The organism is Emcibacter sp. (genome assembly GCF_963675455.1).
Classification (GTDB): domain Bacteria; phylum Pseudomonadota; class Alphaproteobacteria; order Sphingomonadales; family Emcibacteraceae; genus Emcibacter.
Map to the genome: position 1 here is coordinate 1,508,010 of NZ_OY776217.1, position 19,438 is coordinate 1,527,447.

The window sequence follows — 19,438 nt, forward strand, 5'->3', positions numbered from 1 at the left end:
AGCCTTAAGCGGCAGCTTCTTTTTTAGCTTTTTGCTTTTCAGCATAGGCAAGGGCAGCTTCACGGACCCACTCGCCGTCTTCATGAGACTTGATGTGGTTTTCCATGCGCTGCTTGTTGCAGATGCCGTTACCCTGAATAACGTTGTGGAATTCTTCCCAGTCGATCTCGCCGTGATCATAGTGACCGGTTTCCTCGTTCCATTTCAGATCCGGGTCAGGCAGGGTGATGCCGAGGAATTCGGCCTGGGGCACGGTGGCATCAATAAATTCCTGACGAAGCTGATCGTTGGTTTTCCGCTTGATTTTCCATTTCATGGACTGGGCAGTATGGGCGCTTTCCTTGTCGCTCGGACCGAACATCATCAGTGACGGCCACCAGAAACGGTTGACGGATTCCTGAACCATGGCTTTCTGTTCTTCGGTGCCGCGGGCAAGGGTCAGCAGCAGTTCATATCCCTGACGCTGGTGGAAGCTTTCCTCTTTACAGATCCGGATCATAGCCCGGCTGTAGGGGCCGTAGGAGCCCTTGGCCAAGGAAACTTGGTTGGTGATGGCGGCGCCGTCAACCAGCCAGCCGATGGTACCGATGTCGGCCCATGTCAGTGCAGGATAGTTAAAGATGGAGGAATATTTGGCCTTGCCGGCGTGCAGCTGTTCAATCATCTCTGTGCGGGAGGTGCCAAGGGTTTCAGCAGCACAATAAATATAAAGGCCGTGGCCGCCTTCGTCCTGGATTTTCGCCAGCAGGATGGCCTTGCGGCGCAGGGACGGGGCGCGCGTCAGCCAGTTGCCTTCCGGCTGCATGCCGATCACTTCGGAATGGGCGTGTTGTGACATCTGGCGAACCAGGGTTTTCCGGTATGCTTCGGGCATCCAGTCCTGTGCTTCAATCTTGATGTCAGCGTCGATTTTTTCCTGGAATTGTTTCTCCAGTTTGGCCTGTTCCTCACTCGTGGGTTCAGCCAGTTTGATCGCTTTCTGAATGGATGTATCGCCGTACATGAGACCCCTTTCGCAATATTTGCTGTTGTTTAATTCGGGACATAATATGTTACAAAAAAATAAATAAATCAATAAAAAATGTATCACGTTTATATGTGATTGATTTATATAGTGAAATGGGTTTAGAGCCCGCCAAAACGCTGATAGAATATCGCCGAAGGGGCAGGAAGAGGGCCGTCGGCTGTTTCCAGATTCTGGCTGAAGAATCTCTCTGACCCATCCAGCAGAAGCAGATAAATATTGCGACACAGCTGATGGGCTGACGTGCCTTCCCACTGGGCCGGGAGAAGCCCTGTCGGCAGCAGGGGATCCCTGAGCAGTATCTTCCGGTAGTCATGAATAATCAGGATACGCAACAGGGCGCATTCTTCATCGGATGACAGGGGCGATTCCTTCAGTGATTTATAGACCGGCCGGTAGCGGAGCAGGAAATCGTGATAATGCTGGCTAAGATCTGCCAGATCCCAGCATTCGTGAACAAGCTTGTCGAGGGCCTTGCCACTGGTCAGGTTATGCCGGGCCTTGTTCAGGATGATCGCTTCATCCTGGACTTCGTTCAGTTCTAGGGTCTGTTTCAGAGCTCCCATATCCGGATTGGGATGGGCGAGAAGTCCTGCGGCCAGGTTGCCGAAGCCAAGCCAACCCAGTTCCCGCCGAAGGGTATCTTTCTTTTGTTTCAGATGGCCTGGCAGGAAAACCAGGCACCAGGTGCCGTCCCAGTCGGTTTGCGGGCCTGCGTAAATACGCGGCGTGGCACTCTGAAATCTTTTCCGGCCGCTGGCGGTCAGGCTGTAATAACTTTTCCGGCCGACCTGGTTGGCGGCCAGCCAGTTGTCCTTGCTCAGCCTTGAAATCGTGGTCCGCACGAGTCGCCCGTTAAGTCCCAGCGGCTCCAGCAGGTTAATCAGGCTGCCAAGCCAGACGGTCCCGCCTCGCGGTGCGATGGCATCACCATAGACAGTCATAATGAGGGAACCCGCCCTGATGGGTTGCCTTTGCTCAAAATCCCTGATTAGTTTTTTTAATTGCGACGTTGATGACATCTACATATTCTTATCGAGATAATTCTATCATAATTAAAGTATACATTTTCAGTTTGTGTATCATTTCAGGCGAGAATATACAATGACAGAACAAGATGCCAGTGACGGTGCCGGTGACGGCGAAAGTCCTTTATCCTTTGCCCGGCAGGTTGCCGATGCCATGTATGCAAAGGATGTTGCCGCCCAGAACATGGGCATCAAGCTCTCGAAAATAAGTCCCGGATATGCGGTAATGACCATGTTGGTCAGCGATAAAATGCTGAATGGTCATGCCATTTGTCATGGCGGATATATTTTCGCCCTTGCCGACACGGCCTTCGCCTTTGCCTGCAATACGGCAAATATTACAACAGTAACCCTGGCCAATAATATCACCTTTCTGGCTCCTGCGAAGGAAGGCGATATGCTGACCGCTGTCGCGGAAGTCCAGAATCAGGCCGGCCGGACGGGGCTGTGTGATGTGATCATCTCCAATCAGGAGGGAACAAAGATCGCCATGGTCAGGGGCAACAGCTACCGGCTCAAGAGCAAGATTGTCGAAGGCATGCCAAGCGTCGATCTCTAGGCGGGCTCGCCTGCTTCGTGTTTCCTAATAATCCCATGACCAGCGAATGGACAGGCTGTTGTCCTGATCCAGGGTTCTTTTGGTAACCAGTGACAGGCTTTTGGTCAGGTCCACTTCCACTGACTGGGCGGTGGCGCCGGTGGTGCTGGAGGTGGTGAATTCCACATAAATATTATTGGTCAGATATTTCCCGCCCGAAATCAGCGTGCCATGGTCCCCTTGTTGATCGGAGCCGATGGACAGCCGGTCGATGCCGATGCTTCCCCGCATTTTATCCAGCATACCTGGCCCGCCACTGCCGGACAGGGCTTGGATTGAACTGGCAAGCTGAACGGCCTCCCAGGCGGAAAGCTCGGTCACTGAAGTGCCGAACAGGATCCTCGACAATATTTCATCCTGCGGCAGTTCCGGCATCGAGGTAATGGTCAGGGCCGGGTGTGCGGCCGTGCCTCCTATTTTGATGTAGGCCGTCAGATTGGTCATATTGAGTTCTGATTCAATATTCAGAGCCGGATCGTTGGACGCATTGCCTGGAAATCTGATTTCACCCCGGGTCAGGTTGAAGCGCTTACCAGAGAAACTGAAGGTGCCCTTAACCAGAGTGATTGTGCCATTGATAATGACTTCGTCAGAGGAGCCGGAAACTTCCAGATCACCGGCCCATTCGGAATCAAGACCGCGGCCGCGAACGAACACCCGTTTGGGGGCCTTCAGGGTCAGGTCAAGGAAAAGCGGGCCTATATGCCTTTTCTTCAGGGCGGGTTCCGCACCATTCCTCTGTCCATCGTTAATTTCCACCACATCGGTTTCTATCAGGTTGCCGGGGCCTTGGTCGACCAGGTTGATATTGGCCCTGTTCACGTCCACTGTGCCGTTGAGCGAAAGGGTTTGATCGGTTTTTTTCAGGGAAAGGCCGGTGGAGGCAACAATTTCCAGGCTTGGCTGGCGGTATAGATGTGCCTCGTCAACGTTAATGCTGACGTCGGCAGTATAGGAAAGGTCCGGTTCCACACTGATCCATCCCTCGGCCCCGAGCCTGCCGCTATTGCCGTCGGTGGCCGTCAGTTTCTGCAAGGTCAGTTTATTCTCCCGGATACTGCTTTCCAGTACAATGTCCTGGGCTACAAAGCCGCTCTGGATATTTTCATAGCGGCCATCAATGAATCTCACCTGTCCCTCAAAACGAGGATCGTTGAGTGTGCCCTTGACCGTCATCCGGCCAATTGTCGTGCCGGAAAGATCATGGTTATACAGGTTGAGCATGGGCCATAACGGCTCGATTCTGCCGTCCCAGTCCAGACTGACCGAGAAGGGCGAGGCGTAGTCAATCCGGTAATTCCGCCCGCTGAAATCATAGTTGGACGGCAGGTCTGCTGAAAGCTCGATCAGCTTGTCTTCGGCAAGATCAAGCCTGCTTTTTACGGACAGGCGCTGTTCCATCATATCGACGATCAGGCCAAGTTTCAGATCCGGATCAATGGCGTATAGTTGCTGCGCTGTATCGAAGCTGCTGACAGTTATGTCGCCGGTGCCGGAGAACCTGTCTTTGTCAGCGGACACGTCCAGTTTGCCGTCAACAATCCCGGTGAAGGGCAGGTCCGTCAGCAGGTTGTTAAGGATACGAAAGTCTGCGTGGCTGGCAACTGTATGGGCCGTAACCTGACCCGGACTACTGCTGAAAGCCACCTGCAGGCTCCCCTCCCCCAGGGAAAGGTGGGCAGGACGCAGGGTAATGCTGTCACCGGTTTTCTCAAGATGCAGGGGGGCGATGGTCTTGAGCGGTATGTTGTTGATTTGCCCGGCAAGCGAGGCATCAAGAACAAGTTTCTCATCTTCTGTTTTTATCAGCTGGCCCTCTGTCGTCAGGGCGAGAGGATTTGTCTGGGTGCCGCTGGCTTCGATTCTGAAGCTGGATTTCCGGTCCGCATGATCAAGTTTCAGGCTGAGGGCGGCAAGCTCAACGGCAGGGAGGGACAGGCCACGGGCTGTGGCAGACAGGTCCAGTTCCGGCAGGTGATCCGCGGCAACATAGCGTCCGGACCATTCGGTCTGTTCAAGGCCCAGGACATCTCCCTCCGGTAAACTCAGGCGCAGGTCTTGTACCGCGCCCGAGGAGGAAAGCTGTTGCTGCCCGTCCTGATCGTCAAGGTGCAGGATCGCATTCAGGGTTCCTTCAAATAAATTGGCAGCTTTCTGGCTGCGCTGGTTTTCAGGCACGGCATTTAATGTGATTTCGCCCTTGAGGGAAGAACCGGCCGGCACATCGATATAGCCCTCGGCTTGCAGAGGGCCAAATAGGGCAGATATGCTGGAAACATGGATTGTTTTTTCTGCCGTGCGCGCCGTGCGGGCAGAAATATCCAGGGGGCCAAAGTCGGAATCTGCTGTCAGTTTCAAGGTGCCCTGAAGCGTATCTGCAACATCTTTGAAGCTGGCAGACAGGTCCAGACCTGACAAGGAAATCCCCTGCAGGTCCAGATGGTCAAGGCTGGTGTTCGCTGTCAGGTCGGGTGAGGCAAGTGGCCCGGCAATCGTTCCGGCTATTTCAAGGTTGCCGGTCAGTTGAAACCCGCTTGTGCGGTTCAGCTTATCAAGCCCGGTGAAGGAAAGACTGTAGCTGCTGTCATGCAGGATCTGTTGCGGATCTGTGGACAGTTGTCCGGCAAGTCTGACGTGTGATCCTGTGATCTCTGTGCTGACCGCGAGGCTGCCGTCCGGGACAATATTGACCTGGCTTTGGAGGCTCGGTTCGGGGCCGGTTAAATCGTCCAGCAGGTCATCACCGGTCGAGAGGCCGGTGCTCCTGCCTGTCAGGTCGAGGGTGAGTGAGGTCTCATTGCTTTCCCGGCGGGCCGAGATATCAAAACTGACATCACCGGATATCTTGTCCCCAAGATGCGCAATGCTGCTGTTCAGTGTGCCCGAAAAGTCAAGCGGGCCGCCGTTCAGGTTGATCACTCCGCTGGCCATAAGGTGTGATGGTTCGTTTCGCAGGGATATCCGGTCAAATTTGACATTATTATGTGACCGGTTGAAACGGCCGCCGCTCTGCCAGACCACAGGCAGGGGAATATAGCCGGTTACGGAATCATCGCCTGACAGGCTTAGTCCAGCCAGGGTGCCGGAGCTGTTAAACGCAACTTCATCGCCGGTCATATTAGCGTTTAACACAGCAGAGGTTTCGAGGCGGGTTTTATCCCTGGTCTCAAAGGCAAGCCGGTCGCTGTTCAGGCTGAAGGAGGGCCGGGTCAGGCTGCCGGTTACCGTGCCGTTGGCGACAAAGGGAGCTATGGTCATGCTGCCCAGGGTAGCGGCTTTTTTTAATTCAATGGTATAGCGGACATTATCCAGCATGGTCAGGTCTTCGGTATGCAGCCTACCATCCGCATTAAGTCTGGCAGAGACTGTATCAATATCAACGGACAGATGCTTGAGATCTTCTTTGCTGTTTGGCTTGAGGAGAATGGAAAGCCGGATCGTGTCCTGAAGCAGGTCAATATCTTTCAGGTCGGCCTGCAGTCCGGGATCGATGTTGGCCGAAATGGCAAAGACTTCTTTTTTATTGCTGATCTGCGCCTCGCCCAGCAACATGTTGCCCTGAAGGACAGCCAGTTTTCCGTCCCAGTCGTCGCGCGGGCCTTTCCCTTTTAAACGGAAGGCAATGTCCTCCTTCAGGTCGGTGCCGAGAAGGGTTGCAACCAGCCCTCGTGCTGGAATGTACAGCTGCCCGTTGAGGGACAGATAATCGTCCGGTTTGTCATAGCTCAGATCAAGCGCCAGTTCCTCCCTGACATCGCCGAGACGCTGCAGGAAAAATCCGATGGTAAATTGCTGTTCCCGGCTTTCGTACAGCTGTCCGTGGCTGGTCAGCTGCATCGGGCGCCCGGTGACGGTGCTGTCGAGGTTGATCTCGAACAGGTCAAATTCTTCAATGCGCAAATTAAACGGCAAATCCGGCAGGGCCAGCGGGGCAGGCTCCTGTACAGTATTGTTTGAACCCTCTGCGCCGGCTGCCGGTGAGCGGGCAATGTTGAATTTTTTAGCCGACAGGCTGGAGATATCCACTGTCCGCGACAGCAAAGACCAGGGTTTCCATGCTATTTCAGTTGACTGCAGGTCGGCCCACATACCCTGGCTGTCCTTGAAACGAATGCTGTCCACTCGAAGCCTGCCAAAGATAGAGCCTGTAACTTTACCGATTTCAACGCTGGACGTCTCATCCCCGAGTTTTCCGTTCAGCCAGCTGACCAGCTGGCGTTTGCCGGGAGGTGTATCCAGATAAAGAAGACCGGTTCCGCAAATTGCAATTAGGAGGGTCAGAACCAGGCCGGCCCAGAGGGCCAGCCTGAAAAATACTCCGGGAGAGAAATATTTGCCTAAGTCAGGTTTCATCAGAAGGCCTGCCCCAGACTGATATACAGGTGAAAGCGGCTTTCGCCGGGCAGACGGTTCAACGGCGTGGCGGCATCCACCCGGAGGGGGCCGAAACTTGTGTGGTAGCGAACGCCGAGGCCTGCCCCCCAGCGAAAGCCGGTAAAGCGCGGCAGAACCTTCTCATAAACATTGCCGCCATCCATAAAGGGAACGAGGCTCAGGGTATCAGATATATGCACCCGCATTTCCGCATTGATCTCCGCAACGGATCGCCCGCCTGTGGGATCACCGGAAGCATCCCGGGGGCCGATGTCCTGATATCCATAGCCCCGGACTGAACCGCCGCCACCGCTGAAAAATCGCTCTTTTGCCGGCAATTCGTCAAAGCTGATGCCGTAAACTGATCCCACCCGTGCCCTTGCTGCCAGAACAAAATCATGATCGCCGTCCAGCGGGTAATAACCGCTCACATTGATCTCACTGCGCAGATAAAACTCGTTTGATCCGTTAAAAATAAAGCTGGGGGCAGTGCTGACGGACGCCCTGAAACCTTTGGTCGGATCGAGGATATCGTTGGAATTATCCCAGCGCACACCGACCGGCAGGGCCGCCAGCCAGTAGTTTCGGTCGTTGTCGGAATTGCTGATGTCGCTATATTGGCTGAAAACAGAAACGCTTGCCGCCAGATTATTGGTCAGAAGACGTTCGAGCCCGACTCTCCCGTCGGCGGTCAGGGCATCATAGGCATCGGTATTTTCATTCTTCAGGCTGGTTTCAATGATCAGGGTCTGGTCAAGTCGTCTGAAGTTGGGTTTATCCAGCCGGGCGCTCAGGGATTGCTCGATTTCTGCCAGATGGGCGCCGATCAGAAGTTTCTCGCCATTGCCGAAAATATTGCGATGCTGCCAGGACGCGTCACTGCTGAGACCGTCACTGGTGGCATAACCGCCGGAGACACTGATTGTCCTGTGCTTGTTTTCCGTCACCTCGACTATGATATCCCGGTCCACAGTTTCCTGATCCGCCAGGGTAATCTTTATACTGCGAAACAGGCCGGTTCCGGACAGGCGGGACCGCAAATCATCGACTTTTTGCTGGCTGAAGAATTCTCCCGGCTGCCAGGAAATCATCCGTGCGGGATAACTTTCATTGACGGATGACAGTCCCTCAAATTCTACATTTCCAAAGCGGATGCGTATCCCGGGCGTGACGATAAATTCCACAGATGCAGTTCTTGTAGCATGATCAACGACAATTTTACGGTCTTCCACCCGGGCGAAGGGAAATCCCAGTTCCGGAAAGGCGACAATCATTCTGGTCTGGGCTGTAATGGTCTCCTCGGATCGCAGGGGCGTTCCTTTCTCAAGCGCCAGGGCAGCAAACGCTTTTTCCCTTATCTCCTCGTCAGGTGTCGTCGTGTAGGTAATCTCAATCTTGTCCAGAATATAACGCGGGCCAGGAATCAGGGTGATGATGACGTCGAACCTGTTCTCCCGACGGGAAAGTTTCTCTGTGATTTGATTGTTGTAATATCCTTCAGCCCGCAGAATTCGTCGCATCAGGTCAACATCCTGCTTCAGTCTGGCTCTCAGGTTGGAGACAGAGGCGAATGGTTCCGAATTTTTGTTCAACAGAACCGAATGGTTCTCGAAGGTCTGCCGTACGGTGCTGTCCGGAAGTTTCTCAAAACCCTGGATGTCAAGACCGTAGGAGAATTTCTCGCGGGCATGAAGATCGGTTCCGGCGAGGGCCATGCAAAAGAGCAGAAAAATGCATATCCGGCCCCGTGCGAGAACTAGGCTTCGGGAGCGGGAAAACATGTTTTTGCTATTCTCTGCCTGCAAGGACTGAAATTCCTGACTAACTGTATTTTATTCTGAGTAAAGCAGTATAGGTGCAAATCTTGTCCGAAATAAATCCATTATCTATCATTCGGCCAAGAAACAACCCTGTCATGTGCAGACAGGGCTCTTATTGGTGTTATCGGCATTCAAAGAATGGCGTAGACTATGAAACCGGATTTTCCGACAGGCTCATGTTATGAAGCCTGTGAATTTGATGGAGCGAAGCCAGCTGCGCATAGATTGCTGGCAGAAGCCCTTGCTTGCGCAATTCTTCAAATTCTTCCGCTGGCAAGGCGTCCAGTTTTTTCTCATCGATGGAGAATATTCCTCCGATGTTGACCTTTTCCTGCTGGTCTCCGTAATTGACGGAAAGGCTGCTTTCGGTGATAAGGTCTTTTTTCGCCAGCGTGCCGATGAAATGTTTCGATACCTGAATATGATCGAAATGCTCTGTTACGGTCTTTTTGCAGTTCTCAAGAAAATCTGTTCCTTTGCCCTCTTCATCAAACAGTGGATGCCCTTCCGTTTCGCTAATCAGTATACTGTTCTCATCAATTGTCAGGACAAACTCTTCTTTATTCTCGTTAGGTGTTCTGGCCAGGCTGAAGGGATAGATCACTATGCTGGCCGGAATATAAATGCCATTCCATTTACCACCGTTGGTAACAAGGTTTTCACCAGGCTTCAGGCCCATCATAACGACGGCGTGAAAGTCGTCGCCATTCTGGGGTTTGACAAAAACCACTGGCAGGCTTGTTGCAGTTTTGACAAATTCATGGAGTGCTATCGGCGCGAGGTGCTGACCCTGAATATGAGCAAAATCAGTATGATTTTTTATTCTGAACTTGCGATGAGTTTCATTGTTGATAGTAGCGAATTTAGGTGTCATTTTCTATCCCGTATTTTTGCAGATACTGTGATGTCCGGCGTTTATTTGAAGGATTGCGGACATTCTATTACGTGCCATTAGTATTGCTTTTCCAGTGGAAATACAAGGCTGAATGGGTCAGTAAACCTATCTCTACTGGATAATTTGTTGCACTTTTTTATTTTCCCGGTCAGCATAATCAGCCAACAGGAAAGAAAATATACGGATTGGATTTCATGATCGGTAAACGCCTGACGGCTTGCCATGAAAACTGGCCTCTACGGGAACCTTTCCGGATCTCCCGTGGTGTAAAGATATCTGCAGACGTGATCCATGTCTCGATTGATTGTGACCAGGTGACGGGACATGGTGAATCTGTTCCCTATGCCCGATACGGGGAGACCATTGAAACCGTCCTTGATCAGATCGGGGAAGTTTTGCCCGAGGTCGAAGAAGGGGTTAGTCCCGAGGATCTTCTGGCGCGACTTCCGGCCGGCGCGGCCCGCAATGCCTTGGACTGCGCCCTGTGGGATCTGATGGCCCGCTGGCAGGGCAGGTCCGTCGCTGAACTTCTGGACCTCGAGATGCCGACAGAACTTGAAACCGCCATCACCATTGGTGTGGACAAGCCGGAGAAGATGGCAGAAAAGGCCCGGATAAACAGCCGGGCGCCATTGCTGAAGGTAAAGCTGGACCAGGAAAATATTCTCGATCGCGTGCGTGCGGTCAGGGCCGCCTCGCCGGACAGCCGGATTATTCTGGACCCCAATGAAAGCTGGACCATCGACATAATCCGTGATCTGGATGCAGAATTGGAAAATCTTGGCGTTGATCTTCTGGAACAACCCCTTCCGGCCGGAAAGGATGAAGGACTGAGACAGTTTCATCCAGGGGTGCCGGTCTGTGCCGATGAATCCTGTCATACCAGCAAGGATCTTCCGGCCCTTAAGGAAAAATACCAGTATATCAACATCAAGCTGGATAAGTCCGGCGGGCTGACAGAGGCGGTCAGGCTGAGGGAGCAGGCATTGGAGCAGGGCTTCGGTCTGATGGTTGGCTGCATGGTGGCGACGTCCCTGTCCATGGCGCCGGCAATATTATTGTGTGACGGGGCGGAGTTTATCGATCTGGATGGCCCATGGTGGATGGCAAGGGATCGTGAAAATGGGTTTGATATCCGTGACGGCATTATCCGGAATATATCCGGTGACCTGTGGGGAGGGGGCGAAAAAATGGAAATTCGATAGGGTTGGTCGAATGTTCCCGCCGCTGACGGTCCTGTTTTTTGTTTCTCCCTCCTGTAAAAAGACATAAGATGTCGTCCATGATGAAGACACCAAAATATTTTCTGATCCTGTCGTTGGCCCTGTTTGGCCTGTTCCAGCCCGCCTCTGCTGAAAATGCAGTCTGTAATTTCGACAGCATTAAATTCAAAACAGATTTTCCCACCGCCCGAATCAATGCCTGCGAGGAAAAAGACGGTGAATATTATCTGACCATCAGGCCGGAGAAGGAGCCGATCAATCCCAGTCCCTGGTACGCTTTTCGGGTGGAAAGCGAGAAATCGGGAAAGATCACTATTATTCTGAATTATGACTACGGTGAGCATCGCTACTGGCCCAAGTTTAGTCTCGACGGGCATGTATGGTATTCGGTGAAGGCGTCGGATTTCAGAATTTCAGAAGATAAAAAACACGCTCTTTTTCACGTCAAGGTGAAGAAGGATGAACCCCTGTGGGTTGCCGGCCAGGAGATATTTACCAATCGGCAACATACCCTGTGGATGTCGGGTGCGGCCCGGGAATATGATTTTCTGGATCTATATAAGCTCGGCGTGTCAGCAGAAGGTCGGGATGTTTTCAAACTGGAAACCCGGGTCCCTTCGCCGAAGGCGCCGACTATAATTTTGCTTGGCCGCCAACATCCGCCGGAAGTGACCGGGGCACTGGCCATGGTGCCTTTCATGGAAACGCTGTTTGGCGACACTGACCTGGCGCGACGGTTCCGGGAAAAATACCGTATTCTTGCTGTTCCCAACATTAACCCGGACGGGGTCGCCCGCGGCAACTGGCGCGGCAATGTGAACGGCCAGGACCTGAACCGGGACTGGGGCAGATTTACCCAGCCGGAAACGGAACTTGTCCGGCGTGAACTGCAGCGGTTTGGCGAAGGCAAAGAGGGTCCCGTTGCCCTGATGCTGGATTTTCATTCCACCTGGGAAAATCTGCTCTATACCCAGAAGGACGAGGATCCGACTACGCCCGGGAATTTCGCGGTCAACTGGCATACAGCCGTCACGGACAGGGTTGGCGATATTCCGCTCAGACTGGCGCCAGGCGCCAGTGACCTCACGAAAGGAACCTCCAAAGGGTATTTTTATGTCACTTACGGTGTGCCTTCCATCACCTATGAAATGGGGGATGAGGCGGATCGTGACAATATCCGCAAGCTTGCCGTTGTTGCCGCCGAAGAAATGATGAAAATCATGCTTTCTGAATGAGATGGAAGGCACATTGTCTATTTATCTAATATCAGGTCATGGGCTGCCGAATTTCTGTAAACTCTTCTTCAAATGCTGTACACTGAGACAGCAGACTTTTTCAGCGTGCAATCTTTTTTGGGTTATATGTCAATCTTGACTGATATCAATGAAGCTTGGGGCTATCGCGGTCATGTTGGGTTAATGGAAAATGATCTGGTCTTCTGATCGGTGTAATTTGTTCAATATTATTGAGTGCGGATTATTAAAAAGGAGAAAGTTATGAGCGGAATAGGAGGACATGTGCCCCCCGGGGAGCGCCGGAATCGCCTGATGAAGGAAGAAATTCATGATCCCTATCTGAAACGGTCCAAGCCTGCAGAACCAACAGTATGCCCGGAGTGTGGCGCCGCTTTCAGTAAAGGAAGGTGGCAGTGGGTCACTGAAGCACCTAAAGATGCCCATGAGGAAATGTGCCCTGCCTGTCAACGCATCCGTGACAAGGCGCCGGCCGGATTTTTGACTCTGAGCGGTGAATTTTTGTCCGGACATCGCGACGAAATCATGCATTTGGTGCATCACAAGGTTGAACAGGAAAAGAAGGAACATCCTTTCAAGCGGCTCATGGCAGTTGAGGAGCAGGAGGATGGCGCCACTGTTCTGACCTTTACGGATGTTCATCTGCCACGCGGTGTCGGGGAGGCCATCGAACATGCCTACAAAGGTAGTCTCGATATAAAATCCCCCAAGGACGCAGAAATTGTCCGGGTCTACTGGGAACGCTAATTTGTCGTGAAAGATCTAAAACAACAATATAATTAGTATAAGAAACAGATATATGCAGATAGAGTTTTTTGGAGCGACTCGGGAAGTCACTGGATCGTGTTATTTGTTACGGGTTGGTGACTACCGGGTTCTTGTCGAGTGTGGCCTGATTCAGGGAAGTCATGAGCATGAGCGCCACAATCATGATCCGTTCCCTTTTAATCCCAAAAAAATTGATGCGGTGGTGCTGACCCACGCCCATCTGGATCATTCCGGCCGGCTGCCTCTGTTGATCAAAAGGGGCTATCGGGGCAGGATCTACACCCACCGGGCCACCTCTGATCTGTGTGACATCATGCTGGAGGATTCCGGCTATCTGAACGAAAAAGAGGCCCAATGGGAAAATAAAAGACGGGAACGTCGGGGCCAGGAGCTTCTGGAACCCCTTTATACCCGTAAAGAAGCCCGCGTGGCACACAAGCATTTTCATTCTCTGGAGTATGACAAGCGCGTGGAAATTCTTCCCGGTGTCCGGCTTACTTTACGGGATGCGGGGCATATTCTCGGGTCCGCCATCGCGGAACTGGAACTGGAAGACGGCGGCCATAGACGCAAGGTTGTTTTCAGCGGCGATCTCGGGCACCGCGGGGCGCCTATCCTGCGCGACCCGCATGTTGTGACACAGGCCGACCTGGTGGTGCTGGAAAGCACGTATGGTGATCGTTGTCACCGGAGCTGGGAAAAAACCTGGCAGGAGATGGGGGAGATTATATCGAATGCCCGCAGCAACAAGGGCAATATCCTTATCCCCGCCTTTACAGTCGGACGTACCCAGGAACTGCTTTATATGTTCAGGCGCTATTACCGGGAGTGGGGCATTGGCGATTGGGATGTCTTTCTCGACAGTCCCATGGGCATTGAGGCGACGGAAGTCTATGCGAAACATGCCAAGGTTTATGATGCCCGGGCGCGGGAGATTTATGAAACCGACGGGGATCCCTTTGATCTGCCGAACCTGCATATGACCCAGCGCACCGAGGAATCCGCCAGGATCAACAAGATCAAATCCGGGGCTATTATCATTGCCGGTAGCGGGATGTGTACCGGCGGGCGGATCAAGCGGCACCTGGAACATAATATCGGTCGCCCCGATGCTCATGTGATGATTGTCGGCTTTCAGGCCCGGGGCACTCTCGGTCGCGCCCTTGTCGATGGCGCCAAAACAATTCATCTGTGGGGGGAGGAGTATCCGGTCAAAGCCCAGGTTCATACCGTGGGCGGCCTATCCGCCCATGCGGATCAGCGGGGCCTTCTCGACTGGTACGGTCACTTTGAAGGTCGACCTCCGGTGGCGCTTGTACATGGCGAACCGGAAGCAATGGATGTTCTGGCCGGCAAACTGGAAACAGAGTATGACGCGCCGGTCACCAAAGCCGAATTCAAGCAGATCATCCGGTTGTAATATTTGGCTCGGTAATTTTGTCCGGGAAAAATGGCAGAGAGGAAGGGATTCGAACCCTCGAGGGCTTGCGCCCAACACGCGTTCCAGGCGTGCGCCTTAAACCACTCGGCCACCTCTCTGCATAGAACGGTAGGAGGGATATATAAAATCTTGCGCAACATGGCAAGGCTCTGCTGTAATTATTTTATTTTATTTCATCTGTTGCCCTTAAATTGCCATCAGACGGGGCTTATATTCTGATGAAAGAATGTGATTCCTAGGATGTGGTAATGATTATTGGTCGATTACTGGGGTATCTCTGCCTTGCCTTTGCATTGCTCGTGACCGGGGCCGATCTTCTCAGAATTCTGGAGATTCGACAGGTTGATCTTTTGTCTTTGGCCGAGCTTTGGGCACTTGTGGGCGAAAGCAGTCTGATGAGTCTGGAGGATCTGGTTGTTTCCGGTCGTTTCCCCGGAGTCTGGCAGGACGTTATCCTGCCCTTCCTGGCAATTCCGGCAACAATATTTTTTATTGTTCTGGGCGTGTTGTTTCTTTTCAGCTGCCGCAAACGATATCTGGCCTGAAGCTGCAGTCTTTTTGAGCGCAGATCTCAAAGAAATGCTTGACAATCCGGTGCAGTTTAACGATAAGACCCCATTCAGAATTCAGGGATCAGGCCCGGCGGCCGATTCCGGTTGGTAATAGACCCCTTTGCGGGGCGAAAAAGTTAGGAAAGAACTATGGCAGTTCCAAAAAGTAAGATCTCCAAGTCCCGCCGCGGCCAGCGTCGTTCTCACGATTCCCTTAGCGTGGACAAATATGTGGAAGACCAGGAAAGCGGCGAATTGCGCCGTCGTCATCACATTGACCTGAGCACCGGTAAATACCGCGGTCGCCAGATCCTTGAACCTTCCGACAACTATTAAGTTGTAGAGAGTTTCAGAAAAAACCGGCTTTCGAGCCGGTTTTTTTATGTTCGGAGCCCATTTTTTTTGTATACAAAATTAAGATTCTTCTTTGACTTAAAGCGCTTCGGCGTTATTCTTCCAGATTAAAAACAAGGAAAAGATAAAAATGACATTTTCCAAACGTATCTGCCTATTGATCGGGATAATAATCATGAGCATTTCGGAACTTTCATCCGGTTCCGCCCACGCGTCCGAGTCTGAGACGCCCAGCTACAGGCTGGTTATACATGGGGGTGCCGGAACCATACTCAAAGAAAACATGACGCCGGAAAAAGAGCAGGCCTATCGGGCCAAGCTCGAAGAAGCTCTGCAGGCGGGGCAGTCGGTGCTGGCTGGCGGCGGTGAGGCACTTGACGCCGTGACGGCAGCCATCCATGTCATGGAAAATTCGCCATTGTTTAATGCCGGCAAGGGGGCGGTCTTTACCCATGAAGGCCGTAACGAGATGGATGCCTCGATTATGGACGGCCGCGATCTGAATGCCGGTGCAGTCGCCGGTGTAACACGGATAAAGAATCCCATCGACCTGGCGCGGGAGGTAATGGAGCATTCCCGTCATGTGATGCTGACCGGGGCGGGGGCTGAGGAGTTTGCCGCCGAACGCGGTATGGACTTTGTCAATCCGGACTATTTCCGTACCCAGCGGCGCTGGGACCAGCTCCAGAACGCGCTGAAAAATAACGAGCTGTCCCTGGATCATACGGAAGAGGATTTTGATATTATCGAAGGGGTGGATCCGGAAGACCCCGATCATAAATTCGGTACAGTTGGCGCGGTGGCGCTTGATGTGCACGGCAACCTGGCGGCCGGAACCTCCACCGGCGGCATGACCAACAAGCGTTATCACCGTGTCGGCGACAGCCCTATTATAGGGGCAGGCACCTATGCGGACAACGCCAGCTGCGGGGTTTCCGCCACCGGTCACGGAGAGTTTTTCATTCGCGCCACTGTGGCCCGCAGCATTTGCGCCCTGATGGAATACAAGGGTCTGAGCCTGCAGGAAGCTGCCGACGAGATCATTATGAAAAAACTGGTTAAAATGGGCGGGGACGGCGGAATTATCGCCCTGGATCATGCCGGCAATATCTCCATGACCTTCAATACCCCGGGCATGTATCGCGGTTATATTACCGAAGAAGGCAAGCCTGAGGTTGAAATCTATAAGGATTGAGCGAAAATCAGGCTTCAAATGAAAAACCCCGGTTCAACAGCCGGGGTTTTGTTTTATTTATCGTCACCCATTTTGAGGGCGGCGATAAAGGCTTCGTGCGGGATTTCCACCTTGCCGTACATACGCATCTTTTTCTTACCCTTCTTCTGTTTTTCCAGAAGCTTGCGTTTACGGGTGATATCGCCGCCATAACATTTGGCGGTCACATCCTTGCGCATGGCGGAAATGGTTTCGCGGGCGATCACCTTGCCGCCGATGGCAGCCTGAATCGGGATTTTGAAAAGCTGTCTCGGGATCAAGTCCTTCAGTCGTTCGCAGAGCGCCCGGCCGCGATATTCCGACTGGCTGCGGTGAACCATGACACTCAGCGCATCCACCGGTTCCCCGTTCACAAGGATTGACATTTTGACCAGGTCACCGACCCTGTATTCATCCATCTGATAGTCAAAGCTGGCATAGCCGCGGCTGATGGACTTGAGCCGGTCGTAGAAATCATAAACCACTTCGTTGAGGGGGAGCTTATAGACCACCATGGCCCGGTTGCCGGCATAGGTCAGCTCAACCTGTTCACCGCGCTTGTCTTGGCACAGGGTCAGGACCGGTCCCAGATATTCGTCAGGCACAAGGATAGTGGCCCTGATCCAGGGTTCCTCGATTTCCTTGACCTTGACCGGGTCAGGCATGTCGGCAGGATTGTGAAGTTCCTTCAGGGTACCGTCGTTCATGTGCAGTTTGTAGACCACACTGGGCGAGGTTGTGATAATATCCAGGTCAAACTCACGCATGAGCCGTTCCTGGATAATCTCCAGGTGCAGCATGCCGAGAAAACCGCAACGGAATCCGTAACCGAGGGCGGCGCTGGTTTCGGTTTCAAATTCGAAGCTGGCGTCATTCAGACGAAGTTTGTGCATGCTTTCGCGCAGGTTTTCAAATTCGGCGGTGTCAGCCGGGAACAGACCGCAGAAAACCACACTCTGTACAGGTTTAAAGCCCGGCAACGCCTTTTCACAGGGCTTTTTGTAATCGGTAATGGTATCACCCACATGGGTCTGGGCCACTTCCTTGATAGAGGCTGTGAAAAATCCGACCTCGCCCGGGCCAAGTTCGCTTACCATGTTTTCCTTGGGGGTGAAAACACCGACCCGGTCGATGATATGGTCCGAACCTGCTGCCATCATTTTAATGCGCTGGCCTTTTTTCATCACGCCGTCAATGATGCGGACCAGAACCATCACGCCAAGGTAGGAATCGTACCAGCTGTCTACCAGCAGTGCTTTGAGCGGAGCCTCCCGGTTGCCTTTCGGCGCCGGCAGTTTATGCACAAGGCTTTCCAGCAGATCCTCAATGCCCTGTCCTGTTTTTGCCGACGCAAGAATGGCTTCCGATGCGTCGATACCGATGACATCCTCGATCTGTTCACGAACCCGTTCAGGTTCAGCAGCCGGAAGGTCGATCTTGTTGAGTACCGGGACAATTTCATGATCGTTTTCGATGGCCTGATAGACATTGGCCAGGGTCTGTGCCTCAACCCCCTGGCTGGAATCAACGACAAGCAGGGATCCTTCACAGGCATAGAGGCAGCGGCTGACTTCATAGGCGAAGTCCACATGGCCGGGCGTATCCATCAGGTTGAGGACGTAGGTTTCCCCATCATGGGCCTTATATTCCAGGCGGACGGTCTGGGCCTTGATGGTGATGCCGCGTTCCCGCTCGATGTCCATGCTGTCCAGAACCTGTTCCTTCATCTCACGGTCGGTCAGGCCGCCGCAAAACTGGATCATACGATCAGCAAGGGTGGATTTGCCGTGATCGATATGGGCAACAATCGAGAAGTTTCTAATTTTGTCTAAATCAGTCATGAAGGCGCTTTTATCACTCCTTGCCATAGAGATACAAGCGTGATGTGAGGGACTATGCTTTTTTTCGACCGCTATCTGATTTGTGTGGGTTTATGGGCCAGATAACGGTGTACCTGGAGATGTCCGCTGCGCATAATTTTGGTTCGCTGTGACCAGAATTGCGCTTCTTTCATGATAGCCTGAAGATTCTCGGCGGCTTCGGGGCCTTTGGAAGATAATGATTTGACTACCTGGTCAGCGTCGGCCCAGGCATCCTGGATCAGTTCAATATACTGATCGGTGATATCCTCATTGACCCGGAGGTTGAAACCGGCATCTTTGAGGTGTTGGGCCATGACGTCAGATGTCACCGGGAAAGGATCAAGGGGTTCCTGCCTGAGCCATTTTTGTACATCAGGATCCTGCAGAGCCTCTGCGTCCCTGACGACATAGTCCGTGATGAGAAACAGACTGTCTTCTTTCAGGTTTTTGAAGACTTCGTGCAGAAGTTCCGCTTTCTTTTCGATCGTAAAAAAAGCTTCCTTGGAATAAGCCCGATCGAAGTTGCGATCAAAGGGTTCGATTTCATCGAAATCTTTAAAATAAATGGGCGCCTTTTTTTCGAGCCCTGCCTTGACCGACATATGCATGCCTTTTGCGGCCAGTTGTTCGGAATGTTCATAGCCGCTGATCCAGACCCCGAACTCCTGGGCCAGGACCCGGGCTGGACCACCCAGACCGGCGCCAATAACCATGGCGCTCTGTTTGGGAGACAGGGCGAGAAGTTTCGACATGGCGATGACATTTTCGGGTCCGCCCGGCCCGCAATATCCGTTACCCCAGATGAGCTGGGCCACCTGGATACGCGCGTCGCTCCAGCTGAATTTTTCGTTTTCCACGTCACGTGTCACGACTTCTGCGGGTTCTTCCCTGGTCAGGTCCTCATAGGTAGCATTACCGTTTCGTGCACGGAGTTTGGCTTCCATGTCTGCAACATCATAACCTTCCCACCAGGCCTTGAGGCGCCAGCGAAGTGGTACCTTGATGTTCTTCATATTTTTGTCCGGTTCCGCCAC

15 protein-coding genes and 1 tRNA gene are annotated in these 19,438 nt (G+C 52.7%); 8 read left to right on the forward strand and 8 right to left on the reverse strand.

The genetic code is table 11. The features are described 5' to 3' along the window. Positions 1–4 precede the first annotated feature (4 nt). Positions 5–1,003 (reverse strand): 1,2-phenylacetyl-CoA epoxidase subunit PaaA, encoded by a 999-nt coding sequence (paaA, locus tag ACORNT_RS06815; protein ID WP_321397197.1) that lies wholly within the window; start codon positions 1,001–1,003, stop codon positions 5–7. 122 nt (positions 1,004–1,125) lie between these two features. Then, positions 1,126–2,046 carry a phenylacetic acid degradation operon negative regulatory protein PaaX gene (gene paaX / locus ACORNT_RS06820; RefSeq protein ID WP_321397200.1) on the reverse strand — a complete coding sequence of 307 codons (921 nt, stop codon included), beginning with the start codon at positions 2,044–2,046 and terminating at the stop codon, positions 1,126–1,128. Positions 2,047–2,128: 82 nt separating this feature from the next. Between paaX and paaI the strand changes: the two genes are divergently transcribed. After that, the gene (gene paaI / locus ACORNT_RS06825; protein WP_321397203.1) at positions 2,129–2,611 is read left to right on the forward strand and encodes a hydroxyphenylacetyl-CoA thioesterase PaaI; all 483 of its coding nucleotides are present in this window, start codon (positions 2,129–2,131) and stop codon (positions 2,609–2,611) included. A gap of 24 nt (positions 2,612–2,635) precedes the next feature. On the opposite strand, the gene ACORNT_RS06830 is transcribed toward paaI, so the two are convergent. The 3 genes from ACORNT_RS06830 to ACORNT_RS06840 all read right to left on the reverse strand — a co-directional run bounded on the left by ACORNT_RS06830 (position 2,636) and on the right by ACORNT_RS06840 (position 9,718). After that, positions 2,636–7,003: a translocation/assembly module TamB domain-containing protein gene (locus ACORNT_RS06830; RefSeq protein WP_321397205.1), complete on the reverse strand. Its 4,368-nt coding sequence runs from the start codon at positions 7,001–7,003 to the stop codon at positions 2,636–2,638. After that, positions 7,003–8,739 carry an autotransporter assembly complex family protein gene (locus ACORNT_RS06835; protein WP_321397208.1) on the reverse strand — a complete coding sequence of 579 codons (1,737 nt, stop codon included), beginning with the start codon at positions 8,737–8,739 and terminating at the stop codon, positions 7,003–7,005. Before ACORNT_RS06835 ends, ACORNT_RS06830 begins: the two co-directional genes overlap by 1 nt. Positions 8,740–8,992: 253 nt before the next feature. Next, positions 8,993–9,718, reverse strand: coding sequence for a SapC family protein (locus tag ACORNT_RS06840; protein WP_321397211.1), 726 nt, complete (start codon positions 9,716–9,718; stop codon positions 8,993–8,995). Positions 9,719–9,933: 215 nt separating this feature from the next. Between ACORNT_RS06840 and dgcA the strand changes: the two genes are divergently transcribed. The 4 genes from dgcA to ACORNT_RS06860 all read left to right on the forward strand — a co-directional run bounded on the left by dgcA (position 9,934) and on the right by ACORNT_RS06860 (position 14,403). Continuing rightward, a complete protein-coding gene (dgcA, locus tag ACORNT_RS06845) occupies positions 9,934–10,944 on the forward strand; it encodes an N-acetyl-D-Glu racemase DgcA (RefSeq protein WP_321397215.1) in 1,011 nt (336 codons plus the stop codon). A gap of 77 nt (positions 10,945–11,021) precedes the next feature. Further along, a complete protein-coding gene (locus ACORNT_RS06850; RefSeq protein WP_321397219.1) occupies positions 11,022–12,197 on the forward strand; it encodes a M14 family metallopeptidase in 1,176 nt (391 codons plus the stop codon). A gap of 261 nt (positions 12,198–12,458) precedes the next feature. Beyond that, positions 12,459–12,962 (forward strand): BCAM0308 family protein, encoded by a 504-nt coding sequence (locus ACORNT_RS06855; protein WP_321397222.1) that lies wholly within the window; start codon positions 12,459–12,461, stop codon positions 12,960–12,962. Positions 12,963–13,014: 52 nt separating this feature from the next. Beyond that, the gene (locus tag ACORNT_RS06860) at positions 13,015–14,403 is read left to right on the forward strand and encodes an MBL fold metallo-hydrolase (protein ID WP_321397225.1); all 1,389 of its coding nucleotides are present in this window, start codon (positions 13,015–13,017) and stop codon (positions 14,401–14,403) included. A 31-nt stretch (positions 14,404–14,434) separates the two neighbouring features. Here the strand turns inward: ACORNT_RS06860 and ACORNT_RS06865 are convergent. Then, positions 14,435–14,522: transfer RNA gene (locus tag ACORNT_RS06865), tRNA-Ser, on the reverse strand. 150 nt (positions 14,523–14,672) lie between these two features. Between ACORNT_RS06865 and ACORNT_RS06870 the strand changes: the two genes are divergently transcribed. The 3 genes from ACORNT_RS06870 (at position 14,673) to ACORNT_RS06880 (ending at position 16,524) form a co-directional block, all read left to right on the forward strand. After that, positions 14,673–14,969: a hypothetical protein gene (locus ACORNT_RS06870; protein ID WP_321397227.1), complete on the forward strand. Its 297-nt coding sequence runs from the start codon at positions 14,673–14,675 to the stop codon at positions 14,967–14,969. 156 nt (positions 14,970–15,125) lie between these two features. After that, the gene (gene rpmF / locus ACORNT_RS06875; protein WP_139942114.1) at positions 15,126–15,311 is read left to right on the forward strand and encodes a 50S ribosomal protein L32; all 186 of its coding nucleotides are present in this window, start codon (positions 15,126–15,128) and stop codon (positions 15,309–15,311) included. A 193-nt stretch (positions 15,312–15,504) separates the two neighbouring features. After that, the gene (locus ACORNT_RS06880; protein WP_321397239.1) at positions 15,505–16,524 is read left to right on the forward strand and encodes an isoaspartyl peptidase/L-asparaginase; all 1,020 of its coding nucleotides are present in this window, start codon (positions 15,505–15,507) and stop codon (positions 16,522–16,524) included. A 53-nt stretch (positions 16,525–16,577) separates the two neighbouring features. Here the strand turns inward: ACORNT_RS06880 and lepA are convergent, their stop codons facing one another. Further along, complete coding sequence (gene lepA / locus ACORNT_RS06885) at positions 16,578–18,383, reverse strand: translation elongation factor 4 (protein WP_321397242.1); 1,806 nt, start codon at positions 18,381–18,383, stop codon at positions 16,578–16,580. Between the two features lie 71 nt (positions 18,384–18,454). Beyond that, complete coding sequence (locus ACORNT_RS06890) at positions 18,455–19,417, reverse strand: class I SAM-dependent methyltransferase (protein WP_321397245.1); 963 nt, start codon at positions 19,415–19,417, stop codon at positions 18,455–18,457. Between the last annotated feature and the right edge of the window lie 21 nt (positions 19,418–19,438).